Origin of the sequence: Pseudoalteromonas sp. SG43-1 (genome assembly GCF_014164415.1) — a bacterium.
GTDB lineage: Bacteria > Pseudomonadota > Gammaproteobacteria > Enterobacterales > Alteromonadaceae > Pseudoalteromonas > Pseudoalteromonas distincta.
The window spans coordinates 189,658-203,664 of record NZ_JACJFD010000002.1 but is presented as its reverse complement, the minus strand read 5'-3'; the positions used below and the strand labels follow the sequence as shown (position 1 = coordinate 203,664).

General features: G+C 36.3%; 9 protein-coding genes. 6 read left to right on the top strand and 3 right to left on the bottom strand.

Translation table 11 applies throughout. The features are described from left to right. The first annotated feature begins 340 nt into the window (after positions 1–340). From H5159_RS03030 to H5159_RS03015, 4 genes are all read left to right on the top strand, one after another. Positions 341–2,773, top strand: coding sequence for a TerB N-terminal domain-containing protein (locus H5159_RS03030; RefSeq protein WP_182779698.1), 2,433 nt, complete (start codon positions 341–343; stop codon positions 2,771–2,773). Between the two features lie 2 nt (positions 2,774–2,775). Beyond that, on the top strand, positions 2,776–4,083 hold the full coding sequence (locus tag H5159_RS03025; protein ID WP_182779697.1) for an ATP-binding protein: 1,308 nt from the start codon (positions 2,776–2,778) through the stop codon (positions 4,081–4,083). Beyond that, complete coding sequence (locus tag H5159_RS03020; RefSeq protein ID WP_182779696.1) at positions 4,080–6,281, top strand: DEAD/DEAH box helicase; 2,202 nt, start codon at positions 4,080–4,082, stop codon at positions 6,279–6,281. Before H5159_RS03025 ends, H5159_RS03020 begins: the two co-directional genes overlap by 4 nt. Before the next feature lie 266 nt (positions 6,282–6,547). Beyond that, entirely contained in the window at positions 6,548–8,410 is a 1,863-nt protein-coding gene (locus H5159_RS03015; RefSeq protein WP_182779695.1) for a hypothetical protein, read from the top strand. Between the two features lie 26 nt (positions 8,411–8,436). Here the strand turns inward: H5159_RS03015 and H5159_RS03010 are convergent, their stop codons facing one another. Both H5159_RS03010 and H5159_RS03005 read right to left on the bottom strand, forming a co-directional pair. Continuing rightward, positions 8,437–9,870, bottom strand: coding sequence for a DEAD/DEAH box helicase (locus tag H5159_RS03010; RefSeq protein ID WP_182779694.1), 1,434 nt, complete (start codon positions 9,868–9,870; stop codon positions 8,437–8,439). Positions 9,871–9,894: 24 nt separating this feature from the next. Then, positions 9,895–10,401 (bottom strand): hypothetical protein, encoded by a 507-nt coding sequence (locus tag H5159_RS03005; protein ID WP_182779693.1) that lies wholly within the window; start codon positions 10,399–10,401, stop codon positions 9,895–9,897. A 99-nt stretch (positions 10,402–10,500) separates the two neighbouring features. On the opposite strand from H5159_RS03005, the gene H5159_RS03000 reads away from it, so the two are divergent. Together H5159_RS03000 and H5159_RS02995 are read left to right on the top strand one after the other, a co-directional pair. Then, positions 10,501–10,737: a helix-turn-helix transcriptional regulator gene (locus H5159_RS03000; protein WP_182779692.1), complete on the top strand. Its 237-nt coding sequence runs from the start codon at positions 10,501–10,503 to the stop codon at positions 10,735–10,737. A 379-nt stretch (positions 10,738–11,116) separates the two neighbouring features. Continuing rightward, the gene (locus H5159_RS02995) at positions 11,117–12,319 is read left to right on the top strand and encodes a hypothetical protein (RefSeq protein ID WP_182779691.1); all 1,203 of its coding nucleotides are present in this window, start codon (positions 11,117–11,119) and stop codon (positions 12,317–12,319) included. Positions 12,320–12,989: 670 nt separating this feature from the next. On the opposite strand, the gene H5159_RS02990 is transcribed toward H5159_RS02995, so the two are convergent. After that, positions 12,990–13,814 (bottom strand): alpha/beta fold hydrolase, encoded by an 825-nt coding sequence (locus H5159_RS02990; protein ID WP_182736402.1) that lies wholly within the window; start codon positions 13,812–13,814, stop codon positions 12,990–12,992. Positions 13,815–14,007 lie beyond the last annotated feature (193 nt).

Genomic DNA, 14,007 nt, shown 5'->3' with positions numbered 1-14,007 from the left:
TTGTTAAGGGGCAGAAACGACTTACGCTTTAATGTCCGCTCATGGCACTTTGGCGAAGGCCGCCTAGATCGATTAGCAGTCAGTCACTAGCTATGAATTAAGCTCAAGTTTATCTTAAAATTTTGCAAATTTAAGAGCACAATACTGATGGTCAAGTGACATCAGTGGAGAGCCTTATACAAAATTAAGCTTTATTAAAGACGATTTTATTGTTTGATTAAGAAAAATTGCAATTAGCTAGTAGCAGTATTATACATTTCTGATTTTTTTAGTAATATGTTAGTAGCCGAAGGAGTTTTAAATACCAAAATGGTACCAACCATTTTTAAAGGGATGTTACATGGAATTCATTTTTATAATTGCAGTTGTTATATTGATAATTTGGTTAATTACCAGTTCACGCTCAAATTCAAATAAAAAAAAGCCTAAAGTACTAGATAATCCGAGGCAAAGTATAAAAGAAACTCCTGATACGCCTGCTTCTAAGGCTTCTTTGTCTAGACCTTCGAGTGACGTGACTAGCTCGATAAATCCCATTAAAACTAATAAAGCATCAGTTAGCGTTGAGTTACACGAACAAATGAATGAATTAAAAACTGCAAAGCAGACTGATCCAAAACCACGCATCACTTCTGTTAATACGTCTACCCCAATTATAGAAAGTGCTGATAGTGCGACACATTCTGAAGATGATCTAGCCACATTTAATATTTTTGAGAGCGCGGCTCCTCAAAATATAAGCATTAAAAGCACAAGAAAAGCCCAATGGCTTGATAAGAATAAAGAAACTATTATACAAAAGCGTAAGCTAATGGGGTTGATATACATAGGTGAGCAAATGGAGTCTATGAGAAGTTATGACCCGGACCCTGCGCTAATAAACTCTATTTTACCTGCATCAACACCTTTAGGGCATCAGCTGGGTTATTACACTGATGATTCGCTTGGTTACTGGCCAAGTTATAGCAGGCTTTCTAGGCAATGTAGAGGTGCCTATCTCGACTGGTTAGCAACCGACAGAAGCGCAGCTAATACCCCAATAGGATTCGTATTTTTGTACTTTTATGGATTTGAAAGATTTGTTGTTGTGAACAACAAAGACAATAAAGTTGCAGATGAACAATTCGAGGATATTTTTAATGAAGTACTTCGTTTACACAAGGTGTTTGCTTCAAATCGCTCTTTTGCTGGTTACTCAGCAAACTTTTTAGAATTTATGTATTTACTAAAACCTGAATTTTTTAAAAGTAAAAAACACATATTACCTAAGACACGTCATTCACTACTTTTTAAATTACGTCTTTCAGAGCAAATAGTTGCCACAGAAAGAGTGAGTGATGAACTAGCACTTGAGTGGATTAAAAATACAGAACAATACAATTTAAAAACCGCAGCTAGGCGCTGCGATTTAGAGTTTGATTCACTTTTTAAACTTTACTACAAACAAAAATTCCCTGAGGGAATGCAAGTTAAGCCCAATAAAACTAAATTAAACGCTGAGTACTTCTCTGCCAGCGGTAGTCTTCCTAGCGTTAAAATTTTACTAGATAGTTTACCAGACCCGAGCATATTAAAAGCCCCTATTAAAAAGCTAATACCTATTGCTGATAAAGTCGCTGAGGAACTAGCTAGTTATAGCCGTTACTTAGGTAAGGCAGGCACTAGTAGAGATGACTTAGCTGCACTGATGTTACTGCCTCGCGCTATTGCTACTAGTCAACCATCACCATTAATTGAAAAGTTTAAGAGGTGGGCTCAGGCTATTATTTTAGAAAATGGTGGGGTAACAAATGTATCTGAATTTTGGTTGCAAACAGACTTACCAGTACCAAAAGCAATAAATAAAAAGGAAAGTGATCTCATTTATAACTTAGCGAGCCTTGCTGATATAGGTATTGCGCCTGACTTACGTTACCACCATGCAAAACCTAGATTAGATGGCAAACTTGTATTATTTACTCCTGGTCATGGGGAGGAGTTCACCCCTAGTAATATATTTAACCAAGTGGGTGTCGCACTGCGTTTAGGTGCTATGGTGGCAAATATAGATGGGGTTGTGGATGAATCAGAAAATTCTGAGCTAGAAAAGCTATTTACTCATGATGAAAAATTAACGGATACAGAAAAGCGATCTCTAAAGGCTTATCTTACATGGCGATTAGTTACCCCATCGGATAATGCGGGTTTAAAAAATAGACTTAATAATTTAGGTGTAAAAGAAATAGAATTTGTGAAGCAGTTTATTCTGTCTATTGCGCTCGCTGATGGTAACGTCGATAACAAAGAAGTAAAACAAATCGAGAAACTCTACACGAATTTAGGGTTGAATAAAGAGTCTGTCACGAGTGATATTCATCAGCTTACTACAAGTAGTCACCAGGTTGCGCCAAAAAGTCAAAACTCATCAGAATTTAGCTTAGATGAAACAATCTTAGCCCTTCATGAAAGCCAAACAACAGAAGCTAAAAATATGCTGGAAAAGATCTTTACCTCAGATGAAGATGAAAGCGATTATATTGAAGTCTCAGAGCTGACAAACGAAGTTGATGGATTAGATCAGGCTCATAGCCAGTTGTTTGAAAAGCTATGTGCTAAAGCGCAATGGGGTCGCGAAGAGGTAGCTCAAATGTGTAGTGAGCTAAAATTAATGGTCGATGGTGCTATAGAAACCATTAATGACTGGTCATTTGATTTAGTGGATGCACCAGTAATTGATGATGACGGTGATATATACATTGATGAAGAAATAGTCGAAGAGATAAGGGAGTTATAACAATGGCAGCAAAAAAAATTAGATCAAAAGAGCGCGATGCAATTATACAGTCTCTTAAATCGGGTGTTACCCCAAAAGTCGGCATACAGCATATACAAGTAGGTCGTGGTAATGAGCTTAAAGCACTCATTAAAGATATCGACAGAGTGACAGAGGGTGGCTCTGCTTTTCGGTTAATTATTGGCGAATACGGCTCAGGTAAAACATTCTTTTTAAGTGTTGTAAGAGCGATAGCATTAGAGCGCAAGTTAGTTACTGTTAATGCAGATCTATCTCCTGACCGTCGTATTCATGCATCATCTGGACAAGCCAGAAACTTGTATTCTGAGTTAATGAGAAACATGTCTACTCGTAATAAGCCTGATGGTAATGCATTGACCAGTGTGGTTGAAAAGTTTATTACCGAGGCACGAAAAGAAGCAGATAATACAAGCAAAGAAATAACCACAGTGATCCACGAAAGGCTCGCGTCTCTCTCTGAGCTTGTAGGTGGTTACGACTTTGCAAAAGTTATAGAAGCATACTGGACTGGCCATGAAACAGATAACGAGCAACTTAAGAACAACGCTGTAAAATGGTTAAGAGCAGAATATGCAACAAAAACAGATGCTCGCAAAGATCTTGGTATAAGAAGTATTATCTCAGATGCGTCGTTTTATGACTCTCTAAAGCTTATGAGTTTATTTGTAAGGCAAGCTGGCTACGAAGGGTTATTAGTTAACCTCGATGAAATGGTAAATTTATACAAACTAAATAGCACCCAAGCACGATTATCGAATTACGAGCAAATTCTAAGAATACTCAACGACTGCTTACAAGGATCGGCTGAGTACTTAGGGTTTTTACTCGGTGGTACACCCGAGTTTTTACTTGATCCAAGAAAAGGGTTATATAGCTATGAGGCGCTGCAATCTCGCCTAGCTGGCAACACATTTGCAAAACAAGCCGGTGTTATTGATTACTCATCCCCTGCATTACACTTGGCAAGTTTAACGGCAGAAGAGTTATTTATACTACTTAAAAACCTGAGACATGTTTTCGCATCAGGTGATGAATCGTTATATTTAGTACCTGACGAGTCCCTCAAAGCATTTTTAGTCCATTGCAGTAAAACAATTGGAGACGCTTACTTTAGAACGCCAAGAAATACGATCAAAGCGTTTTTAGATATGCTTGCCGTGATTGATCAAAATCCAAACATTTCGTGGGACAGTTTAATAAAAAATGTTGATATTGCAGAGGAAAAACCTTCCGATGTAGAGCTAGACATTGAACCTGAAGACGATGAGTTAGCTGACTTCAAATTATGATTGACGCACACGAAAAGCTCGATTTTCGCATTCAGCAGTGGATTTTTAAACAAGGTTGGGATCGGCTCAGAGAGATACAATGTTTAGCGATTGACCCTATTCTTTCAGGCAATACTGATGTGCTTATTAGTGCCTCTACTGCCGCAGGTAAAACCGAAGCATTTTTTTTACCTGCAATAAGTAGCATCGCAGATGAAGTAAGCGGTGTGGGTATTTTATATATCAGCCCGCTAAAGGCGTTAATAAACGATCAAGACCGAAGGCTAGAAAGCTTGTCAGATTTGTTAGACATACAAGTTACCCCCTGGCATGGTGATAGCTCTCAAGGTCGAAAAAATAAGCTGAAACGAAATCCATCTGGCATCATTTTAATAACACCAGAGTCCCTAGAGTCATTATTAATAAGAGACAGTGGCTGGGTAAAGTCTGCTTTTCAGAATTTAAAGCATATAGTTATAGATGAATTTCACGCATTTATTGGTACTGAGCGTGGCCATCACTTATTGAGCTTACTGCACCGCTTAGAGCATCTGCTTGGCCGTGTAAACGCACCAATACCCAGAACCGCTTTAAGTGCCACTTTAGGTGACTTAAAAAGTGTCCCGGCATCTTTAAGACCCAATAAATCACTGTCTTGTAAAATAATAAAGCAAACGCAGTCTTCATCAACGTTAAAAATGCAAGTGAAGGGATATATTGAAAGCGCTGTAGTAACAGATGAGGCGGTTACTGCGGAGCAAAGTGTATGTAACGATTTATATGGCCTTTGCCGTGGTGGAAACCACTTAGTGTTTGCAAACAGTAGAAGTCGCACCGAAAGCATTGCGACCACTCTTGCTGAGATGTGTGAGAGTAACACTGTGCCTAACGAGTTTTTTCCACATCACGGCTCGTTAGCCAAAGAAATGCGAGAAACACTTGAAGCTCGGCTTCAGCAAGATCAAATGCCCACTACAGCAGTGTGTACTATGACTTTGGAGTTAGGCATTGATATAGGCAAGGTTAACTCTGTCGTGCAAGTTACTGCGCCGCATTCTATTGCAAGTTTACGGCAGCGCATGGGTCGTTCAGGTAGGCGTGGTGGCGCTAGTATTTTGCGAATGCTGATAACTGAGGCTGAACTTACAGAGCAATCAAGTATTGTAGATAAACTGCGGCTTGAATTGGTTCAATCGCTAGCGATGATACGGTTATTGGTTGCAAGTAAGTGGTACGAACCAGCAGACACTTCGCTCTATCACTTTTCAACATTACTTCATCAAGTCTTAGCGCTCATCGCGCAATGGGGGGGTATAAGAGCAGATCAAATCTACGTATTACTTTGTAAAGACGGGCCATTCCAACAAGTTACTGTTACACATTTTAAAGATTTGCTATCTCACATGGCTAAGGTAGATCTTATTACCCAGTTAGGAAGTGGTGAACTGGTTTTAGGTTTTATGGGTGAAAAAGTAACAAATCATTATACGTTTTATGCAGTCTTTAAAACCCCTGAAGAATTTAGAATTGTAACGGGTAGTAAAACACTAGGGACATTACCCGTAGATAGCCTTATTTTAGAAGGCCAACATATTGTATTTGCGGGTAAACGTTGGGTGGTTGAGTTAGTCGATACAGACAAAAAAGTGATTTCAGTACAGCATGCAAAAGGAGGGAAACCACCTAAATTTGGTGGTTCAGGGATGGTTGTACATGATGTAGTGAGACAAGAAATGCTAAAAATTCTGGAAGAAGGTGACTACAGAATTAAAGTTGGTGAGCAAAAAATTGAATTTGGTGATGCAGTTGCCCAATCACTTTTCGAAGAAGGAGCCAATTTTTTCAAAACTGCAAAACTTGAAAGTACGCATTTCTTACAGCATGGCAATACAGCCGTTTTTTTGCCCTGGGCCGGCGATAAAGTTGTAAATACACTCGTTGCAGTACTTATACACAAAGGGTTTGGAGCAGGTGCATTTGCAGGAATTATAGAAGTTGAGAATACCTTAATTGATGATGTTATCGGGGCTCTTAAAAGCTTTCGAGATGATCAAACCATATCAGCAATTGATTTAGCTGATGCTATTGCAGAAAAAGCCATAGATAAGTTTGATGAGTATTTACCTGAAGAAATTCTTGCAAAAGGGTATGCTGCTAGAGCATTTGATGTAGAGAAGGCCAAAGTATTAGTCAAAGAATTGCTCTTTGGCAAGATTTAATTAAACAAGCCATAGAGATTAAATCATGACTTCATTAGCTGAGCCCATTAGCTCTCAGAAGAAAACTTAATCTAAAACTGAGTTGTGTTAGAGCTTTCTAAATTAGGTATGGTAATTAAAATCTCGATTTCAAACATTATTAGTTTTGATGATTGAAAAAAAGAGATGAGTCAAAAGCTGCATGTCCAAAGTTTATAACAATATCAAGCATTACTCTTTTTAGTTTCAAACCCTAACCATAGATATATACAGTTGCAGGTAAAAGGATGTTATTAGAATTCGTACAAAAAGATGGTAAAAAGCTAGAGCTTACCGAGCACGCGCTTGAACATGTGTTGAAGGGCGATTTCGTTCTTCGCCCTATAAAAGGTAGGGAGAATATGAAAGTTCTCAGCGGTGGACTCCACACATGTGAAGCGTGGATTGATTTTAGAAATTGCTATGAAGATGAGTTAGAACATCTTCATTTCTACAATAATGAGCAGCATAAATTTTGGTACTATGGTAGGGAATTGGGGAATGGGGTAGTAACCCTAAGACTTCCAAGAGAGTTGTTTGCGGGGAAAGCAGCAAAGATAACCATGTACCCTGATGACTACTATAAATCAGGGTACCTTTGGAAGACTTTATTTCCTGTAGGCTTTGATCGTGAAAAAATAATAAAGGTTATAGAAGAAGCTTTAGCGAATGAAGATATAGCACAAAGGAAGCAAGGTCAAATTGTTGGTTACATTAACACAGATGAACCTCTTTCTATGATGAAAGTAGTTATTCAACATCGTGGTAAGGAAATAAAGTCCGTTTTTCCTGCTTGGACTCAACCAAACACCGGTAACAATGGGAAGCCTTACAGTCATTATGAAAACATCGGCTTCGTGATTGCGCAATCAACACAGTATTTTAACGATAGGAAAAAATTGAAGCTGTCTAGTTGTTTTAACTTTGCAGGGGAAAGCTTTGAGGTAGAGAAGCTACACCTATACACTCCAGAGTTATTTAAAGCTCGCAAGAATCCAAGGCTTGGTCAATCTTTGTCAGATTGGAAAGGTGCTAGGATAAACGAGTTGAAGAAATTTGAATTGGATAGTGAGCAAAATGATCTCGTTTACAACTATCTAAATGACTTTTCACTGATTAAATTTCACCCAGAAATTGTGTCATGTGCCTATACGCATGTATGGGAGGCAATCGCATCTGATACGTCATTCTATAATAGCTTTCAAATTATTCAGAATATAGTCGATGGGCTACATTACCTATATGTAACAAAGCAAAAAGACCGTTTAGTGACAACAATTGAGTACATATTGGCTAATATGGTTTCTCATACACTTTTCGATTTAATGTCAAAAAAGAGGATTCTGTCGGCAATAGTAAAGGTTGTTGTTGCCTCAAAACGTCCTGAATTATCGTATAAATTTTTATTGGGTCTTTCACAGTCTCCAGTAAGAAGAGAAGCATATATTGAGTATAATTTAGACTCATTAAGTAAAAAAAAGCTATTATCATCACTTCCTATGAGTGATTTCCCTGATGAACTATGTATGGTTAAAAATCCTTCTTTAGAGTTGGAGTTGGACTTTGATGATTTTATTGAAATTCTAAAAGAAGCGCTAGGTGAGACCTATACACTAAATTTCAAGAGTGAGGCTTTAAACACGCTACTAAATGATCTTATTGAAGAGCAGGGGCCGAACTTCAAAAAGTTGATAATAGAATCATTACGCTACTTTAATGGTGAAGACTTTACATCTTTGTCAGCACATATAAAAGCAATACTAGAAACTGCGGAATGTTTCGAGGATTTGGATAGAGAGCTACTATCCAAATCTGTGGGTCTCATACTAAGAGATTATTGTAGAATTCAGTTCGCACACAGGCAAAGGATTAACGCTAGATATATTGACTATAATGATTACGACGGTGAGCTGTATCTTCCTTTAGACAGTAATTTGTTGTTTGGTATCATATTGAAGCATGAGCGTTGGACTAACTCAATGAATTTAGAAATGCTTGTAGATGCAGTTATCGAGTTTTCCGAGCGCAATGAATTTAATGACTTAAAGAATGACGCCAATAACTTTAAGTCAAAAATTGGCAAGGAAAAACCTCCTTTACCAGAGAGGTAAGCTATAAGTTAATAAATCTAGAGTATCTACTTCAATTCACTTAAACCTAAAGCAATAGCCTCCTGCTGAAAGCGGCCCGAAATATTGATTATTCGCTCATATTCACCAGTTAAGAAGTGATTGTCAGTTGTTTCAGACCTATCGCTATTTACAGGTAGTTCAAAGGCATCTGTAAAATTATCAAAACCAAGCAGAGCTTGGGAAGGTTTCATATTTTTTTCATTAAAAATAACTTCATTTAGATCCTTATGATTACTATGTTCTTCGACAGTAGCTTTCATATTTTCAAACTTTACTACATCAGCTTCAAATGGGACATCTTGATTAATTCTATATGCATACTCTAAGAGCTTACTTTCAGCAAGTATGTACATAATTGCATCTTGATTTTCGGAGCTTGTTACCCTCATTATCCGACCAAGTACTTGTCTAAAATGCATTTCTGTTTTTATATTTGTAAGATGGCAACAAACCTGCAAACGGGGAATGTTTGTTCCTTCGCTAACCATACCAACTGAAATAATCCATTTATTGTTTGCATGCCTAAATTCTTGAATAATACCTGCAGGATTACTTTCACGGTAGGTCACCACAACGGTATCTTCGTTAAAGTAGGTCTGCATTAGCACGGAAATTTGATGAGCATGTCCGACAGATGTCGCAACAATAAGCCCTGCCGCATCAGGGTTTTTTAAACGTATTGATGCCAGTTTTTTTTGGGCAGAACAAATTAAATATTTTATCACTACTTCATTTTCAATAAGTTCTTGATAAGAAACGCTAGAGTCGTTTAATAATGATTTAAAACAATTAAATGTTTTAGATTCACCGTCATCCACAACTTTAATATTGTTGTTATCAATAGCCACTATTTGCGGAATCCGACAAACATTATCTACCATCGCCTCAGAAAGCCCGTAAACAAAATCACAAACAATTTTATTGTTAGGCTGTTTATAAGACGAAAGAACAATAGGAGAAGTATCAGATCGCCAAGGTGTGCCTGTTAAAGCTAATGTATATTGTGCTCTATCTTGAATGTTAAGTATTATCTTTTCCCCCCATGTATTAGCATTGTCGATATTTGAGCCAGCACAGTGATGAATCTCATCAAATATTACAAAAACACGATACCGGTTAAATAGCTGCCAAAAGTACACATCTAAGTACTGTAAACTTTGATATGTCAAAGCTCTTCCTTTAGAGCCCATAAGCCCATCAAATCGTTCATTCGTTTTTAACTGTAAGCATTCTTTAAAATCCTGAGATACAATCGATGACGGCGAAAAACAAATAATCAAATCAACCAAATTTTTTCTTAGTAACTGGCTTGCTAATTCCGAAGCCATCATAGTTTTACCCGCCCCAGGAGTTGCTAACGTTAAAAAGTGGCTATTCCTATTTTGGTATTGTGCGAGCGCTAATTTTATACATTCGGCTTGCCATTGTCTTAGTTTCATAATTTATCTAATCTTCGCCCTGCTTCAATAGGCCTCCAATAGGCCTTCAATTGCTTTAATCTTGCCGAGTATTCTGGTGCTGTTGTCTCTAGCTCTGTTGTATTGTGGCTGTAGCTCCTCTACTAATTCGGGTGACTCCATGTAAAGCTCTTTATATGCCTCTGATTCCCCTATATTCAATAATAGCTCTGCTTTGTAATGGTTTAACTTACGAAGTAAAAATGTGTATTTAGCATCAGTATTTTCTGAAGTAGCTTTAGGGGAGATGTTAGCTAGCCTAGAAATAAACTCAACATCAAAGAACTCTGTTTTATTGAATCGGGTAAGTCCTCTTTTATTCGATACAATTTTTTTTAACCATCCTTTTTTAACAAGTTTGAGCAATTCGGCATATATGATTCGTCTAACTTCTGTTGGTACTAAGAAGTCATCATTTTTTATTGCTAGGTACGCCGAGCGTACATCACTTGTTGTAAAGTTATCAAAATTTGTAGCTACAACAATTTGAGCAACGAGAGGATCAAATTTCAATGTAAATCCTAATAAACTTCATATAATAATGGGTATTATAGGGCGTGGTAGTTAAACGCTCAACATGAAATTCTAATCATTTACCTTGAGGGCAATTAGGTGAGTGATTTAGTTAGAAATTTTGGTAAAAATCTACGAGATAAACGCAAGGATACAGGTCTATCACAAGAGAGTTTTGCGGCATATGTAGGTATAGAGCGCGGTAATTACGGAAAGATGGAAAGAGGGAATGTTAATATAAAGCTCGAAACCCTTTATAAGCTGGTAAATGCACTGGATTGTGAATTTGAAGATCTTTTACCGTCTAGGAAAAAATACAAAGTTGATCTAGATTAGTCAAAATTTGTGTATAGGGTTACAAAATCATTCCTAAAAGAGGATGAAGAACCGGAATAAAGCTAAACTACTAAATAATTAAGCAAGTTACATAACTCTAAATTATTTATAATTTAGATGATTAAATTAGGTGGAGTTAATTGGCTTAAAGCTGATTAAGATATAAAAGACTAAAAAGTGCTTTCATATTAAAAATACTTCTTCGCTGATGCAGAAGTGAATGTATAACAAGAGCAATTTTCAATTAGCGGCTAAACTTTTAGTTGCTATACACACTAAGTAGAGCCTATGCCGCTGGAACAGGTTTAGTTTTAATGAATTTTTTCACCAATAAATCTTAGTGCGCGTAGTTAAATTATAAAAGAGTTAAGGTCGTCAAATGAGCCAGATCATTTTTATAGATAAAAAAAAGAATATCTCTGATGCAATCTCAGGTACTTGTGCCACAACGTTCACTAGTAATAAACATTACTATCTGAAACTAATGCATTTGAACGGGTTATGGCTTAAATGTGGTTGTGTCAATCATGGAGCAATTTCTTTTGTTCGTCAGAGAGGAAACACTTACTCGTTAGTAAATAAGGGTGCTGAAGGTCAACATTCACAAAATTGTCTTTTATGGAGTTTAGTCAATCAAGGGCAGGGTGAACCATTAGCACCTAGTAAAGGCAGGAAAATAAATAAGTTTAATCCGGTACGTATTGGTGATAGTGCTTCTACTGGGGGAAATGGTAATAGCACTGGGAGAGGAAATACAAAACAAATACAGCATACTATACATGCTCTACTGTGTAATCTTTTAGCTGGAAAGTCTATAAATAGAGTAATGACATTAAATAAATATTATGCTGGAAAATCTTATAATTTAAAGGATGTATCTTTTAGTAGAGCCGCATCTGCTGTCGTTTGCAATGAGTTAAAAGTTAAAGACTTACTATTTATCCCTCCTAAGACTGAGCATTCAATTTCAAAAAAAGAAGTAGAAAAGATAGCAGATAAGTTCGATAAAAATACAGCCCTCCAATTTTATACTATCTTGCTTGTAGATGATTTAGATTATGATAAGGAGAAAAACACAACAGAGATAAGTATAGGTAATAAATCGAGGAAACTAACCTTTAATAAAACGACTCATAGCTATGTGAGAACAACCGGGCCACGTGTTTGCTTTATTGTCCAAGCTATTATTGATGGAAAGTGGACCAACCAAATCATTTATACCCATCCAATTGTACAATGCAAATATCCGATATTGGTGGACTCGGATCTAGAAAGACAGTTTTTCCATAAACTAGTTGAAAATTTGCCTCAGAAGGCAGTTATTACTAAGCCATACTTCAGTGATGACTACAAAGGTCGAGTACTAAAACCGGACTTTATCGTATCAGATGGCGAGAAAGATATTAAGAAACGCAAATCAGTAGTTGTCGAGGTTATGGGGCTCATTGATGACCCTGACTACCAAGCGCGTAAAAAAGAGCTTATCCCAATGATGAAAAGTCGTTATAAATCTGAAGTAATAGAAGTTCTTCCTAAATCTCAAGATGACTCTATTAGAAGTATAATCCAAAGCATTTCATAAATAATTATAATCATCAAACAAATCACATCATAAGTTAACAAGATGTGTAACTTTGCATCTTGCTATTTATGATCAGTGTCATGAGTAAAGATTTCATAAAAATCTACTTGAAAACAGATATAGTTTCTAGAAATTGGTTTAACCAGCCTAAAGTCCGATACCGTCTAGTATCGGACTAATTGTTTATTAATCTTATAAATAGATAAATATATATACATGGTGTGTTTATTCTATTAAATATTTTTAATGATAATAATCAACATTTTAATAGTCTTTTTTTATAAAATACATGTTTTAACTATATACTCCCTCTAGTATTGGACATAGCAAGGGCGCATTTAGGCGCTCTTTCTATATATACATTAACTACCTATAATTTATATTATGTTAAATTGCATAAATAAATACATAACTAAGTTACTCACCTTCATTAATTAACGTATAAACGCGAAATTTTGACTATTTAATAAGCATTAACCTACTTATCTTAATAGTTAATGTTTTTCCCATTTACGCTATTAGCTTCTTGAACATATAAAAATACCGCTTGGTTATTAATATATCCAAGCGGTATGAACAATAACTTCCTAGTAGATATTTCATCCAGTAAAATTCAAGATGTTGAATTTAATGGATTTTTAACTATCATACTGATGTACTTGCTGAGACTTTAGAATTTTTTATCATTCATAAATTCACTAATAAGCTCAGATACTTTATCTGGATACTCATCAACAACCCAATGTGCGGCTTTATCTATCCAAACCAATGAAGAATTTGGAATTGCTTCTTCTAACATTGGCGCATATTTTGGCTTTTGAAATTTGTCTTCTTCACCCCATAATATGAGTGTTTCATGAGGTAAGCTTTTAAGATCGCCTGCAATAGCTTGTGTATATTCTTTATTGAGTCTGCGCATGTTGCTAAATAAAGCGGCTTTTCCTTGCTCATTGCTCCATGGTTTTAAGTATATTTCCATTAACTCTTCAGTCATTACGCTAGAATCGTATACACCTTTAGGCATGAAATCTCTTAATGTATCAACAAATTCAGCTACACTTGTCTTTTCTTCTACACCAGGTTCTAGCAAAGGTTCAAATTCTGGTATTGGCCAAGAATCAAAACATACACTATCTATTAAAACCAATCCGTTTACTTTATCAGGATGATTTACCGCCATTAATTGAGCAACACCACCACCAATGTCATGTGCAGCAATATTAACTTTAGAAATACCGAGTTCTTCCATAAACTTACACATTATTCTACATTGCGCATTTATAGATACATCGGTGTTAACTGGCATATCTGATTCACCAAAGTTTAGTAAATCAGGCGCTATTACTCGATGTTCTGATGCGAGTTTGGGCATCACATTTCGCCATAGAAATTTGTTGGTTGGTATGCCATGTATTAATAATAAAGGTGTGCCTTGTCCCATTTCTTGATAAGCAATTTGATGACCTTCTACTGTAACGTACTGTGTTTTGCTCATAATTTTGCCTCGTTAACTTTAAAAATTATAATGTTTAATAAACTATAAAATTAGAATATAACCTTATAAAGCAAATTCCATCCCAAGATGAGTATCTATTAGTTATTAAAAAATATTAATGTTTTAAAAGTTAAACCCTTGTGATAGGTGGGCTCTAGGCTAAATAAATTTACTAACTTTATAATATTACAGC

What these genes read in the sequence shown, in the direction of transcription:
- H5159_RS03030 (WP_182779698.1), top strand. Translation starts at nt 341, where the DNA reads ATGGAATTCATTTTTATAATTGCAGTTGTTATATTGATAATTTGGTTA.
- H5159_RS03025 (WP_182779697.1), top strand. Translation starts at nt 2,776, where the DNA reads ATGGCAGCAAAAAAAATTAGATCAAAAGAGCGCGATGCAATTATACAG.
- H5159_RS03020 (WP_182779696.1), top strand. Translation starts at nt 4,080, where the DNA reads ATGATTGACGCACACGAAAAGCTCGATTTTCGCATTCAGCAGTGGATT.
- H5159_RS03015 (WP_182779695.1), top strand. Translation starts at nt 6,548, where the DNA reads ATGTTATTAGAATTCGTACAAAAAGATGGTAAAAAGCTAGAGCTTACC.
- H5159_RS03010 (WP_182779694.1), bottom strand. Translation starts at nt 9,870, where the DNA reads ATGAAACTAAGACAATGGCAAGCCGAATGTATAAAATTAGCGCTCGCA.
- H5159_RS02995 (WP_182779691.1), top strand. Translation starts at nt 11,117, where the DNA reads ATGAGCCAGATCATTTTTATAGATAAAAAAAAGAATATCTCTGATGCA.
- H5159_RS02990 (WP_182736402.1), bottom strand. Translation starts at nt 13,814, where the DNA reads ATGAGCAAAACACAGTACGTTACAGTAGAAGGTCATCAAATTGCTTAT.